Genomic DNA, 26,260 nt, shown 5'->3' with positions numbered 1-26,260 from the left:
ATTTCAAAAGAAAACCCGCTCTAGAGCGGGTTTTTTAGTTTTTATAGGATAAAATATTCACACAATAAATTTTTAAACTAAAACGGACATGATCCTTCAACTTATGAAAAATAGATTACTTTTGAGTACCTGTTTACTTTTAATCAGCACTTCTAATTTTGCACAAACACCCCAAGTTCCTAAAGCCGATGCTGAGGCCATTTTTAAAGCGGCAGGTTTTAAAAAAACTAAATATGGTTGGGAAGGTAACTGCGATATCGGTGAAATCACTACATATCAAGACTTAAATGGTGATGGACTAAAAGATGCCATCATTTCAGATGCTGATTCAACATGCTATGGCCGAGAAATGGTGGGTTACCACCTCATCTCCCAACAGAAAAAAGGGAGATGGAAAATGATTGTCGAAAATCGAGGAACCCCAACTTTCCTAAAAACTACAGGTAAAGATGGTTGGCCAGATCTTATTAATGAAGGCTCTGGTTTTTGCTTTGCTGTATTCCGTTGGGATGGTCAAGAATATAAGGTTCATCGTTATGAATATGAAGGCAAAGCATGTTCATTGCGATAAATAAATATCCAAGACAATAAAAAAATCCCTCATGAACGAGGGCTATGATTTAATTTATTAACGTAAAGGCGTGACTAACTTATTTAAATCAATGCATTGAGATATATCAAAATCAATCAATAAAAACACTTGGCAAAACCACCTTCAATTCAGCAAACTTATAATCCTGAATATTTCGAGTGACAATCATCGAACAACCAAAACTCAAAGCAGCAAAATGCTGAATAGCATCTTCAAAATCAGTAAATTTAGACTCTAAAGCATTGGTAATTCCAACATGATCTACAGGAATAATGACGAAAAATTTTAGTAGCTGCTTTATAAATATACGAGCCTTCTCATCCCCGCCTAACTTACGTAAAATATAGTAAATATTGGCAACACTATTGGATGAAATACAGCCTGTAAAAGTTCTATTTTCACACAAGACCAAAACAGACTGACTCGCCTCAACGAAAGGCTGACGCGCTAAAGCGACATCTAAAATCACATCAGAATCAATAAAAATACGCTCACTCATAGATGTTTTTCCATACGTCCATCTGCGAGTAATTCTTTATAATCCTGCCCGTTATCCTGCTCTGCAAACATTCCAGTTAAACGCTCTGTAATTGGCGCTTGAAGCTCATTTGTTCTATTCGCTTGAGCTGAAATACGGTCTAAATAAGCCTCAACCAAGCTAGAAACACTTTGCTGATGCTGTTGGGCATAATGTTTTGCTCGTTCAATCACATTTTTATCAATAGACAATGTTAATTTTGCTTGCATAAGCTTCTCCCTATACGTATTAATTATTTAATTATACGTATAGGTCATTTTTTAGCAATTCCTTTTAATCAAGAGAGAAAACTTAAATTCTTACTGCCCTCTTAACACACCTAACTTATTCCAGATATCAGGTGTTAAAAAAGTCGTGACCAATTTATTTAAATCAATATAACGCAAGGTACCTTGCAACTGCTGTCTGACCGCTGGGTCTTTGACAATATCCTGCCCTGCACTCTGGCCTAACTGCTGGAAAGCCTGTCCGACTGCTTGAATGCCTTCAGCTTTAATCACGGCTTTGGTCTGCGTCGAACACTGCTCCACAATCACGCGCTGTAACACCTGCGCCAGTTTCTGATCCAGCTGGGTTTTCTGCTCAGGCGTGACATTGCTGAATGCCTTTAAATCAGGATGCGCAGCTAAAGCACTAAATGTCCATTGCAACACTGTGGTTTTATCCGCTGCGGTGGTCGCTTTCACCAAACAGTCACTCAATTGATCGACTGTTGGCCCTGCCGTTGCCATTTGGGTTGTACCCAACACAGCCGCAGCCATCAAAACAGAACGACTCAGATGAGAAAGTTTACGGCGGGTAGAAGAATAAACGCGAGACATAAGCACAGTTCCAAATTGCAATCTTTCCCTTTGTACCACGTACGGTGCAAATCATCTGTTATGACGCTGTAAATTGCGTAAGCCCACGCCCTTTAAAGCTTTGGCAAAGTGTAAAATGATCCTCTAAAACAATCCTATATTCCTGCATGCGCATTTATTCCATACCAGCATAATCCCATGATGCGGGTATATTTGGCTGCTGCGGGGCTTTATTTAAATCAATATTCAGGTTACGACTGCCTTTAAACGATTTCTCGCCCGAATCTGATGCAGGAGATACATCCAAACTGTAGCGATAACGGAATTGCCAAAGCATCGCCTTGATCGGACGAATATCCAGACTCAGACCATCTTCATCATGACAGTTGCCCTTCGAACGTTCGTAATCCTGTTCCGAGAAACAGGCCCGAATCATACGATTAAAACTAAAAGGATAATTTTCAATAAAGCGATACGTCTGACCCGAATCCTTTAACTCATAAAAGCTGGCACGTTCAATCCCCGCCCCACCACCTGAATACATTTCAGAAAAAGTATCAATCATGGCAACGGCATAACGATTCTGATCCATGGGAAATAGCTTTGGAAAAATATACTGTCCTGATCGTGCCATTTCTTCCGACGAGGCTAATGGAATATGCCACTGTTTCAATAGTTTAAAACCTGTGCTTGAAATACTAAACCGAGCAATATTGCCCTCAGATAATAACCATAGACCTTGATCAGGTGTTTTCAAGCTTAGCAATTTTGGTTTGTTCTGACATAGGTCTGTGACCTGTTCACAAAGCTGCGTCTGTTCGGTTGAACTCAGTTGTCCCTTTTTAAATTCCAAAATCTGTAAAGGTGCAGCAAAAATAGTTGCACTAAAACAGATGGATGTGCCCAGCAGAATCATTGCAGACCAAACATTTTTATCCTTTAGCATGATATTTCCTTAGGCTATTTTTTATGTTCAATGCATTATTTAACGATGGCTTCGATCTGATCAAGATCCCACACCCCACCCGCGGCTAGTCCTTTACACATCCCTGTCCAGCGATCTTGAGTATGTACAAACTTCTGTCCATCCCAGACCCATTCATCACTAGCCCAGCAATCACCGATACCACGACCTTTTTGTGAGCTACTCAAAATACCGTTATAAAACTCGGAAGCCTGTTCAGTCACAAAGTTTGCCTTGTTGACAAGTGAATCATCCAGCACCCATGCGCCATAACCTTCATTATAGGCACCACGCCAGCACAAGGTCATCGCCAATACTTTTTTATTGGTCAGTTTATATAACTCGATCGTTTGAGGCTTTGTTTCACCATCCTCATACATCCCTTCACAAAAGCCCTCCTGTTTTGATGTCGGCTGAGCTGCCATCAAATTACGATATAACGCTGCATAGCGTTTGTTATTTGGCTGCAAGGTTAGATAAGGTTTACTGGAGGTTTTGAGCTGTTTGACCGTAAATCTAGGTTGAGCTGTCAGTACCTTTGACTCATCCGCCTGGCCCTTTTTAGTCAAAGCGCCTACCGTACCAATACGCTTCTGGAAATCATCCATTTTCAGCAAGACTGCAGTCATGCCTGCATCTGAAATTTTCCATTGCAGCTGCGCATTTTTAAACACGATCTGGGTCTGTTGTCGGGACTGCTGTAATAAAGCATTCACTTGATTTGCTGAGAGTTTACCCATCAGCGGAAATTCAGTCCCCTCAAACGAGACTACGCCCAAATCTTTACCATTGATATAAAAATGAATATTTTTAAGCTTGGTGGTCGGAAAAGACGCCTCTTCATAACGTGCCAGTGCGAATTCCACCTGTACAGGCTGCCGGGGTCCCGCCTGACGGGTCAATAATAATGAAGCAGGCTCATTGCGCTCCGCTTCATTTTGATAACCCGCAGCCCGACAAGTCCCCGTATTGCTACAGTAGATTTCCCAATCCTGATGCGAGAAAGAAATGCCCTTAATGTCTTGGGCAAACGCACTCGAACTCAACACAATAAAACAACTGACTGGAAGGATCTTGTTCATAGGGATTATGTCTCAATGTAATTTATTTATTATTCGTTGAAATATTCTAATACGATTGAATAGAACAGGTTGTAGGTTCTTGTATTGCAGAATATATTCATTTGAATTCAAACCTAAAATACTTAATTTAAAAATGAAAACATTGTTCGCTATTTCCACTGTTTTATTCATCCTAGCAACGACTTCAACTCATGCAGAAGTTCGTAGCTTTAAACCCACTTTTCCCCAATTCTCAAATACAGTCCAACAGCGCAAAGCTGACAATCAAATCTATGCCTTGGGTGAAGTATCCTTTGCCAACGATGTCCGCGTTCCCTTTTATGGCGTTACCGCACTCAATCCTGTCGATGATGGCTTATTAAAAGACTTTAAGCCTTGTACGGCAAAAAGTTGCCATTTTGACTTTAAGCTGGATACACATCAGGCCAAGCAGCTTAAACTTGTTGCACTCCCAGAAATTGGTGCCGTGCTGATCCCGAAAGATTGGCACGATGTGGAGGCAAGTGCAGGTGCAAATGGTACCGGTTCAGCTTTGCTGATGAGTCCAAATCAAAAACAGGCGATTGAATTGTACGACTCATCCGTTTGTGTGGGCTGCGGTATGCCCTATGCCACACTTTATTTTCCTAATCTATTAAAGCAGAGTATTGAAAATGAATATGGCGGCTATAAAGACCCACAAAAACTGGTCAAGGTGGTGCATCCTTCCAGACATGTGGCGTTCTTTAGCTATCAGATTCCAAACTTGAATAATAAAACTCATGGCGTCGCGAAATACGATGATGAGGACACTTTTAACTTTAGGGAAATCATCGTAACGCTGGATCAGTCCCAACAGCATCTGGTGGGTCCTATTTTAAATTTTTATCACTTTAACCATTGAACCGTTTCAAACCGCCTGACTGGCTTTGAGTAAACTCAAGAAATGCTCAACCCGAACACTATTGCCCTTGGCACGACAAATTGCATAAATCGGGGCGATACATGGTTTTTTCGCCTCTAGCGATTTATACACAATCTGCTTGTTCCAGAAGTCCTGAATTGATGCGGGGACAATCGACAGTCCAATGCCTGCGGCAATTAGATTAAGACTCGAGGTTAAGCGCGGTGCCTCTTGAACAATATTGGGACTAAAACCGGCCTGATAGCAGTTCGCCAGAATATTATCGAACAGGTCCTGTCCCGCGATACGGCGATACAATACAAACTCATAAGGCTCCAAATCGACTAAGCGGATTGCTCCCTCTTGCCCAGCTAAAGGATGATTACTCGGCAACGCGACAATCAAAGGCTCGTCCAGTACGTGAATACTTTGGACTTCGGTATGAATCGGTGCAGGTTTGCGTAGGAATACAATATCCAGTTTTTCATTGATGACTGCATCCGTTAAAGCTGTGCTGCTGTCCTCTTCCAGATGAATCGCTACCGCAGGAAACTGTTCCCTAAACTGACGCAACACCGCAGGCAAAAAAGGATGTAAGCCTGCTGAGTTGGTAAAGCCAATATTGATCTGACCTTCCAGGCCTTGCGCAATGTTTTTTACCCGTTTCGGGATCGAGTGGGCATGCGCCAGAATGGTAATCGCTTCCTGATATAAAGCCTTACCGGCTTCCGTAACCTCGACACCACGAGGCAGACGTTTCAGCAAAGCCGTATCCAGTTCTTGTTCCAGACTTTTGATCAATCGGGTCAAGGGTGGCTGTTGCATATGCAGTCTGACTGCTGCTTTAGAAATATTGCTTTCTTCCACCACAGCAACGAATGCATTGAGCTTATGAATATCGATCATACATACCTTGAAAGTATAGATAATGGCAAAAATAGCATTTGTGAATATACCATAAATCTTTCATGCTATAGCTCACAAGGTTGAACAGAAAGGTAATCCAATGAAAGCCCAAGTCCTATCAATAGAGCGTGAACCATTAGCGACTGCTCCTGATTGTAAGGCACTTTTTACGGGGTTTATGAAATTGGGATTGATGGGTTTCGGTGGCGTGTTGCCACTGGCACATCGCATTATCGTTGAAGAACATAAATGGATTGATGCTGGCAAATTTACCGACTTACTTGGCGTGTGCCAGTTATTACCGGGCGGTAATATCATCAATATGGCGGTTGCCATTGGAATGGAATTCCAGGGCGTGAAAGGTGCGATCAGTTCAGTCCTCGGTTTGATCTCCGCCCCAACTGCAATTGTGTTGATCATCTATCAGGTCTATGAGCATTTTCAATATCTGCCTGCCGTCAGACACATGATCCAGGGTTTGGCCGCCGCCGCAGCAGGCTTGCTGTTTGCCACAGGCTTTAAGATGCTCAAACCCATCTTGAAAAGTTATCTGACCCTTTTTACCATCGGCCTGACCTTTGTGTTCATGATCTGGATCAAGCTGCCGTTGGCACTGACTTTAGCGATTCTACTGGCCATTAACATGCTGGTATTGGGAGTGAAAAAATCATGATCTTAGTCACCCTTGCCGTGGTTTTTACTCAGCTTTCATTGCTGGCTTTTGGCGGTGGTAATGCCATCCTGCCTGAAATGCAGCATCAGGTGGTAACCGTGCATCAATGGATGAGTGCAGAGCAGTTTAGCTCGCTATTTGCCATGGCGCAGGCAGCACCCGGTCCGAATATGATGATTGTGCCTTTGGTCGGCTGGCATGTGGCAGGCCCAGCAGGTTTACTGGTCACTTCATTGGCAAAATTTGGTCCATCTTCCATCATTACCATTTATGCACTCAAATTCTGGGAACGCTTTAAAGCCAATCCGTTACGGGCGCGTTTTGAAAAAGCCCTGAAACCGATTACTGTCGGCTTGGTCCTGGTCAGTGCCTGGATGATTGCCGATGCTTCCGCACAAAACCTGCTCTTGGTCATTATCGTAGTTGTTACTGCAGTGCTCGGGATGTTTAAAAAGATCCATCCACTTTGGGTGATGGCCGCAGGCGCAGGACTAGGAATTGCCTTCCTTTAAATCGAGCCAATAAAAAACCTGCATGATGCAGGTTTTTTATTGAATTCTGGATTACCAGATACTGACCCGCTTTTCAGGGGCCAAATACATTTTGTCCCCGGCTTTAATCTTGAAAGCATCATAGAACGGCGCCTGATTGACTAAAGCACCATTGGCCCGGACTTTATCGGGCGCATGTGGATCTGTTTTTAAATATACAATGGCTTGTGCTTCACGGGTTTTGGCGCGCCAGACTTGCGCCCAGCCCATATAAAAACGCTGCTCACCTGTACGCCCCTCGATCACAGGCGCAGGTTTACCTGCCAAGGACAGTTGATACGCTTTGTAGGCAATCGATAATCCCGAGTTATCGGCAATATTTTCACCCAGCGTCAGTTCACCATTAACGTGATAGCCTGCAATCGGCTCATAGGTATTGTATTGTGCAATCAAAGCCTGTGTTTTGGCTTTAAATTTCTGATGATCTTGCTTGGTCCACCAGTTACGCATATTCCCCAATTCATCAAACTGGCTGCCCTGATCATCAAAACCATGACTGATCTCATGCCCAATGACACTGCCAATCCCGCCATAATTGACCGCATCATCGGCTTCAATATTAAAGAAAGGTGGTTGTAAGATGGCCGCGGGGAACACAATTTCATTGGAGGATGGGTTGTAATACGCATTTACCGTTTGCGGTGACATAAACCATTCATCGCGATCCACAGGTTTACCGAGCTTATCCAGTTCGTCCTGATGCTCAAACTCGCTGGCACGAATCACGTTGCCAATGAGATCACCGTCTTTAATGTCTAGCGCGGAGTAATCACGCCATTTCTTCGGGTAACCCACTTTAATGGATAGGCTAGCCAGTTTCTTTTTGGCCTGTACTTTGGTTGCAGGACTCATCCAGTCCAGCTGGCTAATACTTTGATCATACGCCCGGATCAGATTCTGAACCAAGGTATCCATGCGCTGTTTTTTATCCGCAGAAAAATGTTTTTCTACATAGATTTTACCCAGACCATCACCAAGCACACCGTTTACCGTTTGTACGCCACGTTTCCAGCGCACTTCCTGTTCAGCCACATCACGCAAACTTTTACCATAAAACGCAAAACTTTCATCAACTAGAGCTTTATTCAGATAAGGAGCGAAACTACTGATCAGGTTCCATTTAAAATAGGCCTTCCACACCTCTAAAGGAGTTTTATTCAGCACTGGATCAAGCGCTTTAAAATAGCTGAGCTGATGTACCTGAATGGTCTGGATTTTATCCTTTACCCCAACCGTCTTCAGATAAGTATCCCAATCAAAGTTACGACTTAACTGATTCAAATCTTTAAGCGGGTAAATATTGTAACGCTTGGATAAATCACGATTTTGAACATTACTCCACTGAATCTTGGCAAGTTCCGTTTCCAGCTGGAGGATTTGTCGGGCGTGCAGGGCTGCTTGCTGATCGCCTGAAAGCTGCAGCATTTTTTCAAGATGCTTGAGATATTTTGCACGCGTTTCCACAAACTTCTGATCATCTTTTAAATAATAGTCACGATCTGGCAGGCCCAATCGACGCTGTGCCAAACCTGCAATCATTACATCCGACCGTTTCATGTCCTGATCAATACTGATATCAAACGGCGTTCTGACGCCAATACGCGAGAAATGCCCCATTAATCGAGCGAAGTCTTGTTTATTTTGAATTGCATCTACCTGTGCCAGTTCCTGCTGTAAAGGTTGAAGGCCTTGTGATTCAATTGTTTTTTCATCCATAAAGCTGGCATACAGACTGGCAATCTTTTGCTCTACGCTGCCTGCTGCCCATTTTTGGGCACTCAATTGTTCAACAATGGCATGCAACTGGTTAGTCGATAATTCATGCAACTCATTAAATGCGCCCCAACGTGACTTATCTGCAGGAATCGCAGTCTCCTTTAACCATGTTCCATTTACATGATCATAAAAATCATGCTGGGCAGACACAGTTTGATCGATATATTGCTGGTCAATGCCTGATTTTTTTTGACTTGGGGAGGATTTAATTGCTGGGTCTGCCCATACATTTGCAGTAAAAGCAGTCAGTGCAAGCGCTAATGCACTTTTAAGCAATACAGGTTTCATGATTTATCCTATTTATTTAGGTTCTAAGTTATACAAGAGCAAAATGAGAGATCATTAATTTTATCAAACGACTATAGTGAAGTCGTGAGACCAAATAAAGTCATTTTCGTTGCAATATATATTCACTTTTCACATAAAAACCACAATCCGGTTAACTTCTCTGGCAACAAAAAAGCCCTGATCTTTGATCAAGGCTTTAGCGAACAAAGTCAGCAAACTAATCCAGAATCTTTTCAAATGCTTTAAGACGTTTATGAATAGAGAGCAACTCAATAATGGTTTTCCATGAACTAATTAGATATTGGAAAGATTCACGAACCTTACCAAAAACCCCACCAATCTGATTGATTAAACCCAGTGTTAACTTCCCTGCTGCAATCGCAGGGAAAAGCACAAATAGATTATAGAGAATATCCAGTTGCCCATACCATGAAGCCGTTAAGTTAAAATAGGTATAATGGAAATAGAGACGGAAATAGTTTTTTCTTACTCGCTCAAACAGTTCTTTTAATGTGGCTGGCTGTGCCCGATTTTCATGATCTTCACCGTAGACCAATTCTTTACGATAAGCCGCCTCGACTTTCTGATTATTGAACTGGAGCCCAGGCAATTTTATCCCGACCACCATGAGTAAAACTGTACCAAATATCGCCCATGCAATTGCAGCCCAAACAAGTGAATATTGTAGCTCTCCAATTACAGGTATTTCTGGAACATGTTTTGAAAGCTGGAATAATAATGGCAAGAATGCAATCAATGTCATGATTGCCTTGACCAGTTCAACCCCCAAATCTTCGACAATCGTGGCAAAACGCATGGTATCTTCCTGTACACGTTGTGCAGCACCTTCGACATGGCGTAGCTTAGGCCAGTGTTCGGTATAATACTCATTCATCGCCGTGCGCCAGCGAAAAACATAATGACTGGTAAAAAAAGCATTTAACACAGCCATAGTCACACCAACCATGGCAATATATAGAAATACCATGGTTTCTTTATATAAATCAGTAATACTTCCTCCACCATTGGTTAGCATATTTTGGATCATATCCCAGAATGGTACATACCAAGCATTCACCGCCAAGCTCACCTGTACGCCAAACCAGATATTAAACAAAATAAAGGCTGAACCCCAGATCGACCACTTTTGCCATTTATGATCTGAAAAAATACGCCAAAATCCAGCAAATAAGGCCGTAGCAGTGATAAACCAGAGATAAAACCAAAGTGAAGAAGGCTCCCAGAATCGATTAACTCCGACAGACAGCTCTGCATCCGCATAGCCTTTAGGAAAACCCAGATATTCGCCCCAGCTATGACCACCGCTGTACCACAACAGCATATTGAGTGCGAGCCAGACAACCACAGAAATAAAAAATAGACGCGGGTTCGGAAAGAAAGACTTAAACATCTGTTTAACAATCCTTGTTATGAAACAATTTATTTGATGAGGTCATCCTATGACCTAAAACTTAAAACTCTCTGATAGAAAAGTTTTATGATTTGTAGTTATTTACTATTTTTCTGGTGGTTTTAATAGCTTTTTGTAGAATATTTATAAGCTGTTTTTATAAAAAATGAATTTTAGCAAATGGACTCAAGGACTTAAGTCCACTTATAAATCTGAACAACATTTAATCATCATGGTAGCGCTGAATTTTGCTTGACCGCCATATTCTGCTGATCCGCTCTTGAGGGTTTGGTTTTATTTTGAATAGTCCATTGAATATCTGCCAGTTTATCATTCGCTGCATCAATACCTGCCTGCATCGTCTGTTCACGACCTTTTACATCAAAAATATGCGCTTTCTCACGTAGATCAGGCTGGATCACGATATCCGCCTGTTTCAGTTCCTCTTCAGCCAAACGACCTTGCATGATATTGATATTCTGGTTAAACAGCCCCCAGACATTGGTGGTTTCGGTATGGATCGGTTGAGCCAGAATATCTACTGCGATCACAACATCTGCACCCAGTTCACGTGCAACCTGCACTGGTACTGGACTGACCAGCCCACCATCGACATATTCCACATCATGAATCATGGTCGGGACAAACATACTTGGAATCGAGGCAGAAGCACGAACAGCCTGCCCGGTATTGCCATAGTTAAATACGGTTCTTGTACCGTCCTTTAACTCGGTCGCCACCACATAAAGCGGGATTTTCAACTTTTGTAAGGGCGTATTATGGACTTGCTGATTGATATAATCTTCGACCTTTTTACCATCAAAAAAGCCCTTTAAACTCAGGTTGACATCACGGACATCATTGGCTTTTAGCTTCAAGGCAATATCACGTAATTCAGCAGCACTTTTGCCGCTGGCATAGATTGAACCGACAATACTCCCTGCACTGGTTCCAACAATGAAATCAGGACGTATGCCTTGTTGTTCTAAAACTTCGATCACACCGATATGGGCATAGCCCCGCGCCCCGCCACTGCCCAGCACCAATGCCACCACTGGACGCTTCTGTTGCTGTTTAATATAAGCAAAGGGTTGCGAAACAGCATGCGCTTGAGCATCTTCAACGGCTGGGCTTAAATGCGCTGTGCTTTGGCAACCCGCCAAGAACATCATTGAAAGACCAAGCGTCCATAATTTAAGCTGTTTCATACGCAGTATTGCCATATTGACTGTTTTTCTGTGTCGGATTTTAGCGCTAGCAAATTTGAAAAGATGTATCAATTTCTTTGCATATGTCATGAAAACTTCATAAAAAAAGTCCCTCGAAAGGGACTTTTTTATTGATTCAAGGCGTTATTCAAATTACTTACCAGATATCAGAACCGACTTTTTTCTTCAGTTCTGGATAGTTATCAATCTTAAACTCAGGTTCTTTAATACCTTTCTTCAACTGTGACGTATAGTCTTTCAACAAGGTACGAGCCATCGGAGTTAACAATAAGATTGCCACCAGGTTAATGGTTGCCATGATCCCCATGAACAAGTCAGCCATAGACCAAACCAGCGGAACACTACCAATTGCACCGAAGTACACCATCACCAACACAAAAATTCGGAAGATGAACATGACTTTTGGATTGTTATTAATGAACTGTACATTACTTTCCGCATACGCATAGTTACCTAACACGGCAGAATAACAGAACAGGAATAGCAGAATCGCAAGAAAGTCACCACCCCAGCTACCCACTTGAGACTCTAAAGCACGTTGGGTTAATTCAACCCCGACAAAGCCTGCATCATGGTAAACGCCAGAAACCAGAATAATGATTGCGGTACTGGTACATACAATGAAGGTATCGACGAATACACCCAGCATCTGAACCAAACCCTGGTTTACAGGATGTTTTACATCAGAAGCTGCGGCAGCATTCGGTGCCGAACCCATACCCGCTTCGTTTGAGAACAAGCCACGCTTGATCCCTTGCATCATTGCCATAGAAATCATGGCACCAAAGAAACCACCCGCTGCTGCGTTGAACTGGAAGGCTTCAGTGAAGATCAATTTGAAAATGCCAGGTAAAAGTTCGTAGTTGCTTAATGCGATATATAAAGCAACAGCCAAGTATAGACCAGCTTTTAATGGCACAAACATTTCAGCAAATTTAGCGATACGTTTAATACCACCAAAAATCGCCAATGCAACTAATACAACCAGTGCCAGACCAACCCATGAAATTTCTAAATCTACACCGCCCAAATGTGCAATAAGATTGGCTTTATCCCAGCCCCACGCATGCGATGAAGCATTGGCAATGGCATTGATCTGAACCGAGTTGAATACAAAACCGTAGGTAAAGATCAGTGCAAGTGCAAAGATCACACCAAAGGTTTTACTACGTAAGCCCTGGGTAATATAGTAAGCTGGTCCACCCCGAAACTGCTTGCTATTGCTGTCTCTGACTTTAAATAACTGGGCAAGCGAAGACTCGATAAAAGCCGAACTCATACCCAGTAATGCAGTAAACCACATCCAGAACACAGCACCGGGTCCACCAATCGCAATCGCGATCGCAACACCCGCAATATTACCTACACCAACACGGCTGGCTAAGCCTGTTACAAAGGCCTGGAATGGGGTCAGTCCGTGCGCATCTTTTTCTTCACCTTTAGTACGACTGCCTTTCATGACCTTGATACTGTGAAAGAACATTCTGATCTGCACAGCTTTGGTCGCAATCGTATAGAAAATACCAACTGCAAGAAGGAAAACGACGAGGAAGTCCCATAAAGGATCATTGAAAAAACTTACCCAAGCCATCAGGGTGTCATTTAATTTTTCATTCATCACTTATTCGCTTTTAAATATTTTATGTACATCCGTACATATACGATAACAATGGATGAATCAAAAAAGCCCCGTTGGGGGCTTTTGATCCGACTTAGGCAAAGAATTTCAAAATTAATTGAATTACTGTTGCGTTAATTAAATCAACGAAGAACGCACCACAAAGCGGAACAATCAGGAACGCTTTATGAGATGGTCCATACATATTGGTAATGGCCTGCATGTTTGCAACCGCAGTTGGAGTTGCACCCATACCAAAACCACAATGACCTGCTGCCAGAACAGCGGCATCGTAGTTTTTACCCATGACACGGAAAGTCACGAATGCTGCATACAATGCCATAGTAATGGTTTGCGCACCTAAAATTACGACAAGCGGACCAGCAAGATCTGCCAGTTGCCATAATTTGAGCGAAAGCAATGCCATTGCCAAATAAAGTGACAATGAAGCATTACCAAAAACATCAATTGCACGATCAAAGATATCAATCTTTAATACGCTTTCCAGGATATTACGTAAAATAACACCGCCACCGAGTGCCCATACAAAGGTAGGTAACTCAAACCATGTGCCCTTACTGAAACCGGTCATGAATTCTGCAAAGGCAAGACACGCAGCAAACATACCCAAAGTCGTAATGGCATTATCAGCAGTGATTAAACGGACTTGATGTGGATTTTCAAATGGCGCCAGCTCGTCAGGATGCTGATCCAGATGCGTATCGCGGTTTTTGATCTCTGCTGGCGTTTGCGCCTGAGCAAGGCCATAGCGGTTAATCAACAGTTTAGCCAATGGACCACCGATAATCCCCCCGATGATCAGACCAAAAGTTGCACTCGCCATCCCCAGCGCCAAGGCACCTTGAATCCCATGTTGGGTTTCAAGAATCTCACCCCATGCACCTGCTGTACCGTGACCACCTGTCAAGGTGATTGAGCCAGCAATCAGACCCACCAGCGGATCAATACCCAGCAAGGTTGCCAGACTCATACCGACAGCATTCTGTACGACGATAAATGAGGCAACACAGACCAGGAAGATCACCAACCCGATACCACCTTCTTTAAGCTTCATAAAATTGGCGCTTAAACCAATCGAAGCAAAGAAGATCAACATAAAACTGGTTTGTAACTCGCTACTAAAGACAATGCTATAACCCCAAAGCGAATGCACAAGTAGTGAAACTACAGCTGCAACCAGACCGCCTGCAACAGGCTCGGGAATATTATAGCGTCTTAAGAAATCAATTTTATTAACGAGCAAACGCCCTAATAACAACACGATAACGGCTGAAATCAGGGTATAAAAACCATTAAAAGTAAATTCCATATCTTCTTCCGTTTATTTCAGCAGTTCCTTCGGTGGCTTGTTCCCACCTCAAAACAGCTAAAATAGTAACTCTCAAAATGAGTGAAAACTCAATCAGCTTAATAAAAAGCATACAGTCCGATATAAGAACCTTTTGCTCATTACAGTGATTCAGTTTTCACGGATGATTTTCATCTGCAGGATAAATGGCTTAGAAGTTATAGCGAGCCATTGCTCCTACACGATTATCTTTACCCTTTTGCCCATCGAAGGTTTTACGTTCGCCATAGACATATTCCAGACCAAACGTAATCGGGGTCACTGGCGAATACATGATATTCCACCAACCCTGTTGCAAGGTTTTGTTCTGGGCGCTGTCTTTTGCAATCACGGCCTGTTTCGCAAAATCATTGCTGTCATCTGCAAACATTGCGCCATAGGCTAAAGTACTGCGTAATTTCGGGTTAATCTGATAAGTTGAACCGACTGTAAATGCATCAAATTCATTCAGGTTCAAATCAAAATTATTTGGATTTACATTGAAGGCATTGTTGGTATACAACAGGAATTTGCTATCACCTTTGACATGCGAATAGTCAATCATGGCCTGTAATGAATCGGTGAATTTATATTTGGCACCAACAGCAACGCCCCAACCCAGTTCAGCTTCGCCTGAATTGATGCGGTTATTGTTGTTGTCATAAGTTGCTTTACTACGCGCCTCTGTCAACAGGGCACGTGCAGAGGTGGTTCCCTGCCCTTCAGCAAAATCATATTTTACTTTTGAAGTGAGGGATGGCGCACGGTTATCGTCACTGCCTTTTTCCAAAGCAACAGCATAACTCGTGTCCGGATTGAACTTGCCACTATAACGAACCATTGGGGTACGGTAGGTACCAATCCCCAAAGGAGAGTTAAAATCCAGCATTTCCGGTTGCAAATCAGTTGCCAGGAAAGTTGATGTGGTTTGACCAAATAACCAGTCGTTGAGGGTCAAATACGCATGACGGATACGAATCGTGTCATTGCTAGCACCACCACGGAAGTCAACTTCTAATTTACCGCCAACATCAGCACCTTCGACCGGTGCTTTGAAATCAAGACCAAGACGAGTCACGGTTGCAGTACTATAGAAGCGGTCGCTATTTTTTTCAGCGCCTTCCAGATCAACCTTATTGATGCGGTTAAAAATACCGTCGCCGCCTTTTGATTGATAAGAAGCATCACCGCGCAAGAAACCATAGAGCTTTACCTCTGCACCGGAAGCAGAACTAAAACTTAATGGAGATTTTTTCGGGGTATTGGTGACAACAGCTGGAGTATTTTGATTATTGGTTGCAACCACTGCAGTAGCAGGGGTAACAGCAGCTTGAGGGGCATCATTTTGTTGTTTTGCTTGGGGAACATATTGCTGTAATAAAGCTCTTAATTCCTTCACTTCATCACGAAGTTGCTGAATCTGTTCTTGCTCTGTAGCAGCATGTGTACTGTTCATCATTAAGGTTGCAACAGTAATTGCCAGACCTTGCATTACGAACGGCTTACGGATGAGAGATAAACTCATGAGAAGCTCCTTGTATATAGTGTATATTTCAACATTTCCCACAGACATTGAATTGGATAAATTCAAGCTGTCTTTCAAATAGAAAATTCCCCCTCACCCATTCAGCAAGGAAAGTCTAATCATTTTTAAAAAGGGCGTATTATGCATAAATTTCGGATATTGTGTGTACTTTTTATTTAAAGAGTTTTATTGATTCCATTGAGTATGCATAAATATTATTTCGATTTCATTATGTTACTAATAGAATTATTTTTCACACAAACCAAACAAAAGATAGAAAACTCACAACAATTAGTGTTAATCCTCTAATTTTTGTGCGTATTTTTTATGCAACCCTATATTTATACCTGAAAAACTGACAACAAAAAACATTTATTGTTTTATAGTCTCCAGACATTAAAAAATCAAAATGTTGGAGTTTTCATGAACACGGAACAAGTCCGTCTGGTGGATGAGGCGATTACCTCTCGTCACTCGGTACGTGCATTTTTAGATACCCCTGTCGATCCCCAAACCATTAAAGATATCCTGACTGTCGCCAGCCGTGCCCCTTCTGGTACCAATGTTCAGCCATGGAAAGTCTATGTGGTGACAGGACAGAAACGTGCCGAAATGATTGATCGTGTTTGTGCAGCACAAATCGAACTTCTGCAAAAACCAGAACTGGCTGCCCAATACCAAGAGACCTTTGCCTACTATCCTGAAACCTGGATTTCACCGTTTATTGACCGTCGCCGTGCCAATGGCTGGGGTCTCTATGGCTTGCTGGGCATTCAGAAAGGTGAAAAAGAGAAAATGGCAGCGCAACAATTGCGTAACTTCCAGTTATTTGATGCGCCAGTCGCCCTGTATTTTACCGTGAATAAAATCATGGGTATTGGTTCAAAAATGGATATTTCCATGATGTTGCAAAATGTCATGGTGGCCGCCAAAGCCCGTGGTCTGGATACCTGCCCGCAAGCAGCGTGGAATCATTTCCACCCGATCGTTCTGGATATTCTGGGTGCACCAGAAGATGAAGAGTTGGTGTGTACCATTGCCTTGGGTTATGCCGACCCTGACCATATTGTCAACACCTTCATTACTCCGCGTGAACCGGTTGAAAACTTTACCGTATTTCTAGATTAAACCACCCAAGGTGCAGCAGTACTTCTTTAGCTAGAACTACTGCTTTGCAGCTTGCCAACTTTTAAGATGGCAAAGAAACCTGCGCTGGTAAATAACAACATCATGATGCCCATATTCAGGGATGCTTTCCAGAGCAGGAAATTCAGAATGATCCCCGCCAACAGACCACAGGCAAATTGCATACTGCCCATAATCGCACTGGCTGTGCCTGCACGTGCACCCTGTTGGGACATGGCCAAAGCCATCGCATTCGGCCCGGTCAGACCAATACCAGAAACCACCAGAAATAAACCTGACATCAATACCCCTAATGGCGCATGCACCATAAAGCCAGCACCGAGCACAATCAATGCCCCCAAACACTGAATCGCACCACCCAGCTTTAAACGCTGGTAAATGCCCATACGGGTATTCAAGTGTTTATTAATAGAAGACATCAGCATGATGCCTGCTGCATTTAAGGCAAAGGCATAAGAGAAATGTTGCTGAGATAAACCATACTGTCCCATAAAAACCGCAGAAGCCGAGCTGATATAACAGAATAAGGCCGCACCGGTTAAGCAGCCTGCAAACATCGGCACACGGAAACTCTCATCCTTTAAGATCGCCCCATATAATGTTGTGACTTGATAGACCGATAATTTTAAACGGCGCTCGACCGGCAAAGATTCTTTAAAGAAGAAATGCACACAGAGCCAGCACATCACCCCAATCAGCGATAAGGTAATGAAAATCGCCTGCCACGGAAAAAAGTTGAGAATCCATGCCCCAAACATGGGTGCCAGAATCGGTGCCAGCCCCATGACAATCATCATACTGGAAAATGCCTGTGCAGAACCCTGCATATCCAGACGGTCACGGATTGCAGCACGCGCCATCACAACACCCACACAGCCACCCAAAGCCTGAAAAATACGGGCAGCAATCAAGGCCCATTCATTGCTTGCAAAAACGCAAGCCAGACTGGCGATGGCATAAAGTGCCAAGCCAAAATAAAGCGGTATTTTACGTCCAATCCGGTCACTCACTGGGCCATAAATCAACTGACCTATCGCCAGACCCAAGAAATAGGCAGGCAAGGTATTGGCAACCATTTGCGTACTTACCCCGAATTCATCCGCCATTTGCGGTAATGCAGGTAAATACATATCAATCGATAACGGCCCTAACGCAGTTAACAAAGCAAGCAACATAATCCATGCTGTTGAATATTGACGTTGATTGGTTTGCTCGGCCTGCATACTGCCCCACTTTAACAAATTTTGGAATATTCTAAGCTTAGCATCCCCACCAGATTTGTGCATAATATTAACGTCTGCGAACACTTTATCCCTGTGAACAGTCACGCTGAAAATTCAATTGTAGAATACAAGAAGGACACCCCTTGAATCCTTGGTTCGGACGTTTAAAACAAACAACCTATAACACCACGTTGATGTATAACGTGCGCATGCTCATTGCCTTTACAGGGACAGCTTTCGTTCCGTACTTACTCGATTATCAACTCGCCACCATTCCCTTAACCCTCGGTGTGGTTGCTGCCGCGATTAGTGATATTGATGATCGCTTCTCTGTGCGCATCATGAATCTGATTTATACCTATATCGGATTTTTTATTACCGCGGCTTCGGTTCAACTGTTATTTCCCTATCCGGTTGCCTTTGCAATCGGACTGATTGCCTCATGTATCGGCTGGATCTTGCTCGGTTCGCTCGGGCGACGTTATGCCACCATTGCTTACGGCTGTCTGGTGACTTCTGTTTATACCATGCTGGGAGTGCATTTATTTGAGCAATGGTATGTTCAACCCGCGCTTCTCGTGGCAGGTGCGGCCTGGTATGGCCTACTCTCCACCATCAGTTTCCTGCTGTTCCCGGTGCGAAAAGTCCGGGATCAGCTTTCGGCATCGTATTCGGCGCTGGGAAGTTTCCTGTTTGCCAAGTCCAACCTGTTTGATGTCGACATGACTCCATCCAGCTACCAACAAAGCATGATTGATATTGCCATGGAAAATGGCAAGCTGGTGGCGATCTTTAATGATCTGCGCATGTCCTTGTTAACCCGTCTCAAAGGTGACCGCGGTCAAAAGGATACCCGACGCAGCCTGCAATATTATTTTGTGGCACAGGATATTCATGAACGTGCCGATTCAGCCCATATTGATTATCAGAAACTGGCCAAAGTGTTCCAGCATAGCGACATCCTGTTCCGCTTCCAGCGCATCCTGTCGATTCAGGGTAAAGCCTGTCAGGATCTGTCTCAATCGATTTTAAGTCGTACCCGTTATGTGCATAACAAACGCTTTAAGCATAGTTTTGAAAATTTACGCACCTCTCTGGAAAAGTTGCGGGAAGATGGACATTATGATCAGGTGCGGATTAATGCCTTGTTTGCGCTGTATCAGAATCTGAAATCAATTGATGCGCAATTACAGAATCTGGAAACCGAACGCAATCTGCAAAAGATCAATGCCCAACATGCAGAAAGCCAGCTGAAAGATGATGATCTCAAAGGCTGGAATGACATTATTGTCCGTGTAAAACAGCATCTTTCTCCAGAATCGGTATTATTCCGTCATGCTGTACGTTTATCCATTGTGCTATTTATTGGCTATGTGTTTATCCAGATGACCGATATCGCATACGGTTACTGGATCATGTTAACGGCGCTGTTCGTCTGCCAGCCGAATTTTAACGCCACCAAACGCCGCCTCTATTTACGGATTATCGGTACATTGGTTGGTATTATTGTCGGTCTTGCAATTATCTACTTTATTCCTTCCATTGAAGGACAACTGGTCATGCTGGTGCTCAGCGGGGTTCTCTTTTTAGAACTGCGCAGTAAGCAATATGCACAAGCCACGGCCTTTATTACCATTCTGGCGCTCATCAATTTCAATCTGGATGGCTCAGCTTTTGCAGCCGGTTTTCCCCGCTTTATTGATACGGTAATCGGCTGTGCACTGGCTTGGTTTGGTGTGAGTTTTATCTGGCCAGACTGGAAGTTCCGCAGACTGCCCCGCTCGATCCGCCGTTCTTTACAGGCCCAATGTCAATACCTGAGCGAAGTAGTCGCTCAATATCATCATGGTCGTAATAATGCCCTGAATTACCGTGTAGTGCGTCGGGCTGCCCATAATACCGATGCAGAAGTGGCATCACTGATTTCGACCATCGCCACCGAACCGAATATTGATGTTAACCAGAAAAGCCTGGCCTTCGAATTTCTCTGTCTCAGCCATACCTTTTTAAGTTATATCGCTGCCTTGGGTGCACACCGTGAAAAAATCCAGGATCAGGAGGTATTGAGCCTACTTGATCAGGCACTGGACGATATTCAAGGTGCATTACTCAGAGATGAAGTTCCTGATTTATCCGCACAAAATATGATGCAAACCATTCGTGACCGTCTAAGCCGCAATAAAGAAAATGATCAAAATTCATTAATTATCTTGCAACAACTGTCACTGATGCTGGGTGTACTCACCCGTTTAAGTATGTTGAAACAAAGCCTGAGCCATGAACCCAATGAAGACGGCACAGAGTATGCATCGCTCTAATCATTCACCATTGGCATAATATCTTTGCATGCCAATAGGTGTTAAACTTAACCCAGTTCTAGACTCATTTTTTACACTATGACCGCCAAAACGCTATACGCTTATACGCTACAACCTGTTCCTTACGAAGTTTCTGAAGCTGAACAACGTCAAGCTCAACTTATGATTTGGCGTAGTACCAACAAATTCAGCCGCAAAGCATGGATGATTATGATTGCACTTGTGGTGCTTTCTTTAGTTGCAGCAGGACTTATTAAATATTACTCAACCTACTCTACCGTGATTTGCTGGGTAGTGATTGTGAGTGTGGTTCTTTTTTATCTGATCAAGAAATTTGGTCTGGAGTGGTATGTTAAACGTAAAATGACTGAATTCCCTGTACAGGAAATTAAAGGCTTACGTCTAGGTGTACAACCACACGGGATCGTGATGCGCCAAAAAATGGGTCTGCAAGAAGGTACCGCGACCATTGGCTGGAAAGATATCTATGAATGGTATAGCTCCCCTGACTTTATCCTGGTGAACTTCAAGGTAAAAACACCTAAAGGTGAAGAACAGCAAGGTGCTTATATTTTGCCAAAACGCATGGATTCCAAGAACTTTTCTTTTAATACCGTACGCAAGCACTTAAATGAAACTGTAGGCGCGCCTAAATCGATTTAAGACACGGATGAACAAAAACCTCTCGCCATGAGAGGTTTTTTATTGCCCATAAAATAAATGAGAATCAAAATCAATATTACCTGCAAAATCCATATTGTATTCTTAATCTTGAGTTATAATTTTTTACATGAATTCCACTCTATTTACATTTTTTGACCATGTTTAAAAAAGTTTTCTTCCAGATTCACTGGTTTTTAGGGATCACCGCGGGGCTTATTCTCTCTTTGATGGGCGTAACAGGGGCGATTTACTCATATGAACCACAAATCCTCAAATGGATCAATCAGGACAGCTATGTTGTTGAAGTGGCTCAAACACCCAAATTAACCCCGGCCCAGCTCTACCAACATTTCAATCAACAACAACCAGAAATTGAAATTAACAGCATTACCATCGCTGCTGATCCCACTGCGTCCTCCACCGTCAATATTAAAAAAGAAGGTGCGCGCCGCGGCTATAACATGATGGTCAACCCCTACACAGCGGAAGTTTTACCTGAGATTAAAGGTCGTGATACGTTGCAATTTATTCAACGTTTACACCGTAATTTAACGGCAGGTGAATTTGGCGCACAGATTACTGGTGCCTCTACCCTGATGCTGATTTTCTTTGTATTGAGTGGTCTGTATTTACGTTTTCCCAAGAAACATAGCTTTAAACAATGGTTCTTTATTAAACCCAAGTTAAAAGGCCGTAATTTCATCTGGGATTTACATGCCGTTGTCGGCACATGGGTGGTGATATTCTATCTGCTGTTTGCCTGCACCGGCCTATACTGGTCCTATGACTGGTGGCGTGCGGGGATGTTCAAAGTCATGGGCGTTGAACAACCGCAACGTAACCAACAGCACAATGAATCTGGAAATAGAAAGCATAAACAAGAAGCTTTATCAACCGAGCAGGTCGACCGCATCCTGACCCAGAGCTGGACGGGCGTCAATGCGCAAATCGGTCGTGAATATTCAAGCCTGACCTTAACTATTCCAAAGCGTGACGATGCCAAAGTCGAAGTGTCTTTTGTCGATGCGATTCCACAACATGAGCGAGCACGTAACCAAGCAGTCTATAACTATCAAGATCAACAGTTTGAGAAACTTGAACTGTATGAAGATAAAAAGCTCAATGAAAAAATCATGAGCAGCATGCTACCTGTACACCGTGGCAGTTTCTTTGGTTCGACCTATCAATTTATTGCCATGCTGGCGTCACTCAGCATGCCACTGTTTTTCGTAACGGGCTGGATGCTGTATTTAAAACGCCGTAAACAGAAGAAGCTGACCCAAGCCGCACGTCAATCCCTCAGCACTCAACAGATTGACCCAAATGCGCAACCTTGGCTGATCACTTATGCGTCTCAAACCGGTGTGGCAGAGCAACTGGCATGGCGTACAGCGACGAGCCTGCAAGAAGCACAACAACCAACAACCGTTAAACCGATCCAGCAACTGACCGAACAGGATCTGCTACAGGCAACACAGGTTTTATTTGTGATCAGTACCTACGGGACTGGTGAAGCACCCGATCTCGCCTCAGGTTTTAGCAAAAAACTGATGCAGCAAAAGCTTGATCTCAGCCAGATGCAATATGCCGTGCTTGCGCTGGGCTCCAAAGAATATCCAGAAAGTTATTGCAGCTTTGGTTATGCAGTTGATACATGGTTAAAACAATGTCAGGCACAACCCTTCTTCGATCTCATTGAAGTAGATAACGCCAATGCCCATGATATTCAGCGCTGGAACCAAGCCCTTTCAGTGGTGACCCGACATGAATTACATGCCATGAATATCGAGAAAGTCTTTGATCAATGGACGTTAAGTGCGCGTACCCTGCTCAACCCAAATAGTGTAGGTCAAGCGGCTTATAATATTGAACTGACCTCTGTTTCGGATATGACTTGGCATGCCGGTGATATTGCTGAAATTCAGCCAGCAAATAGCCCAATAGCGATCCAAAACTTTTTAGCCAAACACCAGATTACAGCACACACTGTTGTGCAATCGCTCAACCAGACGATTGAACAGGTACTGTGGGATAAAAACCTGCGTGTTGAAACTCAGCCTTTCAATAGCATCGAAGAGTTACTGGCACAGCTTCCGACCTTGCCAACGCGTGAGTATTCAATTGCCAGTATTCCATCTCAACAGTTGTTAAGACTGGTAGTGCGTCAATACTATGATGATAACCATCAACTCGGTTTGGGTTCTGGCTGGTTAACGGAATATGCGCCGCTCAAACAAGCAATCGCGCTACGTATCCGTACCAATGAGTCATTCCATTTAATCGATGATAACCGTCCAATCCTCTGTATTGGTAACGGTACCGGTATTGCGGGTTTAATGAGTCTGCTACAGCAGCGTAATCGCCAAAACTACACCGCCAACTGGCTGATCTTTGGTGAACGTCAACGCGAACATGATTTCTTCTATCAGGAAACGATTGAAGCGTGGAAAAATATGGGCACATTGCAACGACTTGATCTGGCCTTCTCTCGTGATCAGCAACAGCGTATCTATGTACAAGATATTCTGCGGAATAATGCTGATGAGCTCGTGAAGTGGGTCGAGCAAGGTGCGGTGATTTATGTCTGTGGTAGCATCGAAGGCATGGCCTCAGGTGTAGACCAAGCTTTAACAGATATTCTCGGTGAACAAAAACTGGATGAATTACGCCAAGCAGGCCGTTATCGTCGAGATGTGTATTAAGCCTTCTCATTTAAAAAAACGAGTGCCAGTCACTCGTTTTTTTATAAGACAAACGCAGTGTTGCCTTTCTTTTAATTTTGCATACACTTAGCACGGTTCAAATCGACACAATTAAGATTATGCAAATAAGTTTATGGATTCGTCTTGCTTTAGCCCTTATCGGTTCAGTTCTGTTCTTAGATGGCGCAATTCTGATTGCCTTTAAAAAGATTCATATTGGTGCTGTACTCCCGCTACTGCTCGGACTGTTTTTCTGTCTTTATGCTTATTTCTATTATCATGTTGAACGTTTCTTTTTCTACCATTTCCGTCTGCATAGCCTGTGGCGTTTTGGCTGGCTGTGTTTCTGGGCATGGTTGGTCAGCTTAGGCTATTTCTTTGATTACCTTGCTGATAATCGTACGGAAACACAACCTGTTGCACCGGTAAAAGCCATTATTGTTTTGGGCAGTGGCGTAGAAAATGGACAACCTTCTGCGACGCTGGCAAAACGATTGGATCGCGCGGCTCCTGTAGCTTTAGCGCAGCCTGATGCAAAACTGGTGCTGACAGGCGGTATAGATTATGGTGAAACCGAAAGCGAAGCTATGGTGATGTCTCGTTATCTACAACAGCAATACCATATTCCTGCCTCACACATCATTCTGGAAGATAAAAGCACCAGCACTGAACTAAACCTTAAAAATAGTCAAACATTATTACAAGCCCAACACATCAATATCCAGCAACCGATTGCGATTGTGACCAGTGATTTTCATACCTTAAGAGCTGCCGCCATTGCTAGAAAACAAGGATATCGTAATATTACCCTGCTCGGAGCGACCACACCATTGGCTACACGCTATAACGCCTGGTTAAGAGAATATTTTGCTTATGCCAGTGGCTGGCTGCTCAATGAATATTGAATTGAGACCTTCTCTATTCCAATGAGGACGAAGCTGGCTGATGCAAACGAATATCACGCGGTAACGGCAGTTTTAACTCAGCAAATACATCGGGTCGTTGTAAGTAAATCTGGTATAAAAAGTTCTTAATATCTAATAATAAAGCATCGGGGCTAACCAACAGGTTATTCCCTTCAGGGGTTAAATCCAAAGATAAGATGGTATTATTTTCTTTTAAAAATGGAATCATCTTCTCAATAAAAGCCAATAAGGGTACTTCCTGAATTTCGTATTGTGCCCAATTGTCTTTAATCAGTAATTTCGCCAAGCTTTTATTTTGCCATACCGATAATGCATGCTGACCTGATGGTGTTGAACATAAAGCCCAGCCGTCATGATAGAGCGCTATTACGTGACGTTGCATAATAATGTTTTGAATAAACTGACGGTAAGTGTCTTTGAGTGAAGAATTGGCAGGTGTAGCTTGAGATTTCGACGCAGCCTTGCGTTGATAAGGATTTCTCATAAAGTACTTCGTATTAGAATCATTATTGATGCTAATCATAAAATAACTTTGTATTGATTACAATGATATGAGATCGGGGAAGAAATATGGTGGGCGCTGACGGGATCGAACCGCCGACATTCTGCTTGTAAGGCAGACGCTCTACCAACTGAGCTAAGCGCCCTGAGGAATAAAAATTGATTGAATATCAATTTTTATGACGCAAGACAAACGGAGTGCGTAGTATCTTACATTATCACCCTCTTAAACAGGGAATCAAGAGAATGGCGCAGCGGACGGGGCTCGAACCCGCGACCCTCGGCGTGACAGGCCGATATTCTAACCAACTGAACTACCGCTGCACTGTATTACTTCCATAGAGAAGTAAATGTCACAAATTATGGTGGGCGCTGACGGGATCGAACCGCCGACATTCTGCTTGTAAGGCAGACGCTCTACCAACTGAGCTAAGCGCCCTGAGCGAGGTAACAAATCTAAAGCATCGCTTTAAAAATTTGTTTGAATATAAAAGACATAAATTCTAATCTATTCAACTCTAGCTATTCTTGCAATCTTAAAGTGGCGCAGCGGACGGGGCTCGAACCCGCGACCCTCGGCGTGACAGGCCGATATTC

Annotated in this window: 23 protein-coding genes and 3 tRNA genes; 9 read left to right on the top strand and 17 right to left on the bottom strand. The window is 43.3% G+C overall.

Annotated elements, in window-relative coordinates; all coding sequences use genetic code 11:
• Positions 1-88 precede the first annotated feature (88 nt).
• Positions 89-571: a hypothetical protein gene (locus ACNQO6_RS05270; protein WP_440208296.1), complete on the top strand. Its 483-nt coding sequence runs from the start codon at positions 89-91 to the stop codon at positions 569-571.
• A gap of 112 nt (positions 572-683) precedes the next feature.
• Here the strand turns inward: ACNQO6_RS05270 and ACNQO6_RS05265 are convergent, their stop codons facing one another.
• The 5 genes from ACNQO6_RS05265 to ACNQO6_RS05245 all read right to left on the bottom strand — a co-directional run bounded on the left by ACNQO6_RS05265 (position 684) and on the right by ACNQO6_RS05245 (position 3,976).
• The gene (locus ACNQO6_RS05265) at positions 684-1,091 is read right to left on the bottom strand and encodes a PIN domain-containing protein (protein WP_440208295.1); all 408 of its coding nucleotides are present in this window, start codon (positions 1,089-1,091) and stop codon (positions 684-686) included.
• Positions 1,088-1,339, bottom strand: a complete 252-nt coding sequence (locus ACNQO6_RS05260) for a DUF6364 family protein (RefSeq protein WP_440208294.1) — start codon at positions 1,337-1,339, stop codon at positions 1,088-1,090. The genes ACNQO6_RS05265 and ACNQO6_RS05260 overlap by 4 nt, the downstream gene beginning before the upstream one ends.
• A 90-nt stretch (positions 1,340-1,429) precedes the next feature.
• Positions 1,430-1,951 carry a hypothetical protein gene (locus ACNQO6_RS05255; protein WP_440208293.1) on the bottom strand — a complete coding sequence of 174 codons (522 nt, stop codon included), beginning with the start codon at positions 1,949-1,951 and terminating at the stop codon, positions 1,430-1,432.
• A gap of 154 nt (positions 1,952-2,105) precedes the next feature.
• Positions 2,106-2,876 carry a hypothetical protein gene (locus tag ACNQO6_RS05250; protein WP_440208292.1) on the bottom strand — a complete coding sequence of 257 codons (771 nt, stop codon included), beginning with the start codon at positions 2,874-2,876 and terminating at the stop codon, positions 2,106-2,108.
• A gap of 35 nt (positions 2,877-2,911) precedes the next feature.
• A complete protein-coding gene (locus ACNQO6_RS05245; protein WP_440208291.1) occupies positions 2,912-3,976 on the bottom strand; it encodes a DUF1176 domain-containing protein in 1,065 nt (354 codons plus the stop codon).
• Positions 3,977-4,109: 133 nt separating this feature from the next.
• Between ACNQO6_RS05245 and ACNQO6_RS05240 the strand changes: the two genes are divergently transcribed.
• A complete protein-coding gene (locus ACNQO6_RS05240; protein WP_440208290.1) occupies positions 4,110-4,859 on the top strand; it encodes a DUF4850 domain-containing protein in 750 nt (249 codons plus the stop codon).
• Positions 4,860-4,865: 6 nt separating this feature from the next.
• Here the strand turns inward: ACNQO6_RS05240 and ACNQO6_RS05235 are convergent, their stop codons facing one another.
• Positions 4,866-5,765, bottom strand: a complete 900-nt coding sequence (locus ACNQO6_RS05235) for a LysR family transcriptional regulator (RefSeq protein WP_440208289.1) — start codon at positions 5,763-5,765, stop codon at positions 4,866-4,868.
• 100 nt (positions 5,766-5,865) lie between these two features.
• Between ACNQO6_RS05235 and ACNQO6_RS05230 the strand changes: the two genes are divergently transcribed.
• Together ACNQO6_RS05230 and ACNQO6_RS05225 are read left to right on the top strand one after the other, a co-directional pair.
• The gene (locus tag ACNQO6_RS05230; protein WP_440208288.1) at positions 5,866-6,438 is read left to right on the top strand and encodes a chromate transporter; all 573 of its coding nucleotides are present in this window, start codon (positions 5,866-5,868) and stop codon (positions 6,436-6,438) included.
• Entirely contained in the window at positions 6,435-6,950 is a 516-nt protein-coding gene (locus ACNQO6_RS05225; RefSeq protein WP_005226986.1) for a chromate transporter, read from the top strand. The genes ACNQO6_RS05230 and ACNQO6_RS05225 overlap by 4 nt, the downstream gene beginning before the upstream one ends.
• Positions 6,951-7,001: 51 nt before the next feature.
• Here the strand turns inward: ACNQO6_RS05225 and ACNQO6_RS05220 are convergent, their stop codons facing one another.
• From ACNQO6_RS05220 to ACNQO6_RS05195, 6 genes are all read right to left on the bottom strand, one after another.
• Positions 7,002-9,053 carry a M13 family metallopeptidase gene (locus ACNQO6_RS05220; protein WP_440208287.1) on the bottom strand — a complete coding sequence of 684 codons (2,052 nt, stop codon included), beginning with the start codon at positions 9,051-9,053 and terminating at the stop codon, positions 7,002-7,004.
• Positions 9,054-9,270: 217 nt separating this feature from the next.
• The gene (gene sbmA / locus ACNQO6_RS05215) at positions 9,271-10,464 is read right to left on the bottom strand and encodes a peptide antibiotic transporter SbmA (protein WP_005226984.1); all 1,194 of its coding nucleotides are present in this window, start codon (positions 10,462-10,464) and stop codon (positions 9,271-9,273) included.
• Between the two features lie 230 nt (positions 10,465-10,694).
• Entirely contained in the window at positions 10,695-11,672 is a 978-nt protein-coding gene (locus ACNQO6_RS05210; protein WP_343578734.1) for a patatin-like phospholipase family protein, read from the bottom strand.
• A gap of 157 nt (positions 11,673-11,829) precedes the next feature.
• Complete coding sequence (locus ACNQO6_RS05205; RefSeq protein ID WP_312049951.1) at positions 11,830-13,311, bottom strand: alanine/glycine:cation symporter family protein; 1,482 nt, start codon at positions 13,309-13,311, stop codon at positions 11,830-11,832.
• 94 nt (positions 13,312-13,405) lie between these two features.
• Positions 13,406-14,641: a sodium/glutamate symporter gene (gene gltS, locus ACNQO6_RS05200; protein ID WP_312049950.1), complete on the bottom strand. Its 1,236-nt coding sequence runs from the start codon at positions 14,639-14,641 to the stop codon at positions 13,406-13,408.
• A 190-nt stretch (positions 14,642-14,831) separates the two neighbouring features.
• A complete protein-coding gene (locus ACNQO6_RS05195; protein ID WP_343578735.1) occupies positions 14,832-16,184 on the bottom strand; it encodes a DcaP family trimeric outer membrane transporter in 1,353 nt (450 codons plus the stop codon).
• Between the two features lie 423 nt (positions 16,185-16,607).
• Here ACNQO6_RS05195 and ACNQO6_RS05190 point away from each other — a divergent pair, with 423 nt between their 5' ends.
• Positions 16,608-17,312, top strand: a complete 705-nt coding sequence (locus ACNQO6_RS05190; RefSeq protein ID WP_062846087.1) for a nitroreductase — start codon at positions 16,608-16,610, stop codon at positions 17,310-17,312.
• A 26-nt stretch (positions 17,313-17,338) separates the two neighbouring features.
• Here ACNQO6_RS05190 and ACNQO6_RS05185 read toward each other — a convergent pair whose 3' ends face one another.
• Positions 17,339-18,553 carry a multidrug effflux MFS transporter gene (locus ACNQO6_RS05185; protein WP_343578736.1) on the bottom strand — a complete coding sequence of 405 codons (1,215 nt, stop codon included), beginning with the start codon at positions 18,551-18,553 and terminating at the stop codon, positions 17,339-17,341.
• Positions 18,554-18,696: 143 nt separating this feature from the next.
• On the opposite strand from ACNQO6_RS05185, the gene yccS reads away from it, so the two are divergent.
• The 4 genes from yccS to ACNQO6_RS05165 all read left to right on the top strand — a co-directional run bounded on the left by yccS (position 18,697) and on the right by ACNQO6_RS05165 (position 25,141).
• Positions 18,697-20,871: a YccS family putative transporter gene (yccS, locus tag ACNQO6_RS05180; protein WP_440208286.1), complete on the top strand. Its 2,175-nt coding sequence runs from the start codon at positions 18,697-18,699 to the stop codon at positions 20,869-20,871.
• 78 nt (positions 20,872-20,949) lie between these two features.
• Positions 20,950-21,534, top strand: coding sequence for a YcxB family protein (locus tag ACNQO6_RS05175; RefSeq protein WP_440208285.1), 585 nt, complete (start codon positions 20,950-20,952; stop codon positions 21,532-21,534).
• Between the two features lie 158 nt (positions 21,535-21,692).
• Positions 21,693-24,236 (top strand): PepSY domain-containing protein, encoded by a 2,544-nt coding sequence (locus tag ACNQO6_RS05170; protein ID WP_440208284.1) that lies wholly within the window; start codon positions 21,693-21,695, stop codon positions 24,234-24,236.
• Positions 24,237-24,355: 119 nt separating this feature from the next.
• Positions 24,356-25,141, top strand: coding sequence for a YdcF family protein (locus ACNQO6_RS05165; RefSeq protein ID WP_440208283.1), 786 nt, complete (start codon positions 24,356-24,358; stop codon positions 25,139-25,141).
• Positions 25,142-25,154: 13 nt separating this feature from the next.
• On the opposite strand, the gene ACNQO6_RS05160 is transcribed toward ACNQO6_RS05165, so the two are convergent.
• The 4 genes from ACNQO6_RS05160 to ACNQO6_RS05145 all read right to left on the bottom strand — a co-directional run bounded on the left by ACNQO6_RS05160 (position 25,155) and on the right by ACNQO6_RS05145 (position 26,102).
• Complete coding sequence (locus tag ACNQO6_RS05160) at positions 25,155-25,646, bottom strand: DUF2750 domain-containing protein (RefSeq protein WP_032879987.1); 492 nt, start codon at positions 25,644-25,646, stop codon at positions 25,155-25,157.
• An 87-nt stretch (positions 25,647-25,733) separates the two neighbouring features.
• Positions 25,734-25,809: transfer RNA gene (locus ACNQO6_RS05155), tRNA-Val, on the bottom strand.
• Positions 25,810-25,910: 101 nt separating this feature from the next.
• Positions 25,911-25,987: transfer RNA gene (locus ACNQO6_RS05150), tRNA-Asp, on the bottom strand.
• Positions 25,988-26,026: 39 nt separating this feature from the next.
• Positions 26,027-26,102 (bottom strand) — tRNA-Val (locus ACNQO6_RS05145).
• Positions 26,103-26,260 lie beyond the last annotated feature (158 nt).

The organism is Acinetobacter calcoaceticus (assembly GCF_051947995.1).
Lineage (GTDB): Bacteria > Pseudomonadota > Gammaproteobacteria > Pseudomonadales > Moraxellaceae > Acinetobacter.
Note: the sequence above shows the minus strand (reverse complement) of the source record. Positions and strands in the feature narration are given on the sequence as shown.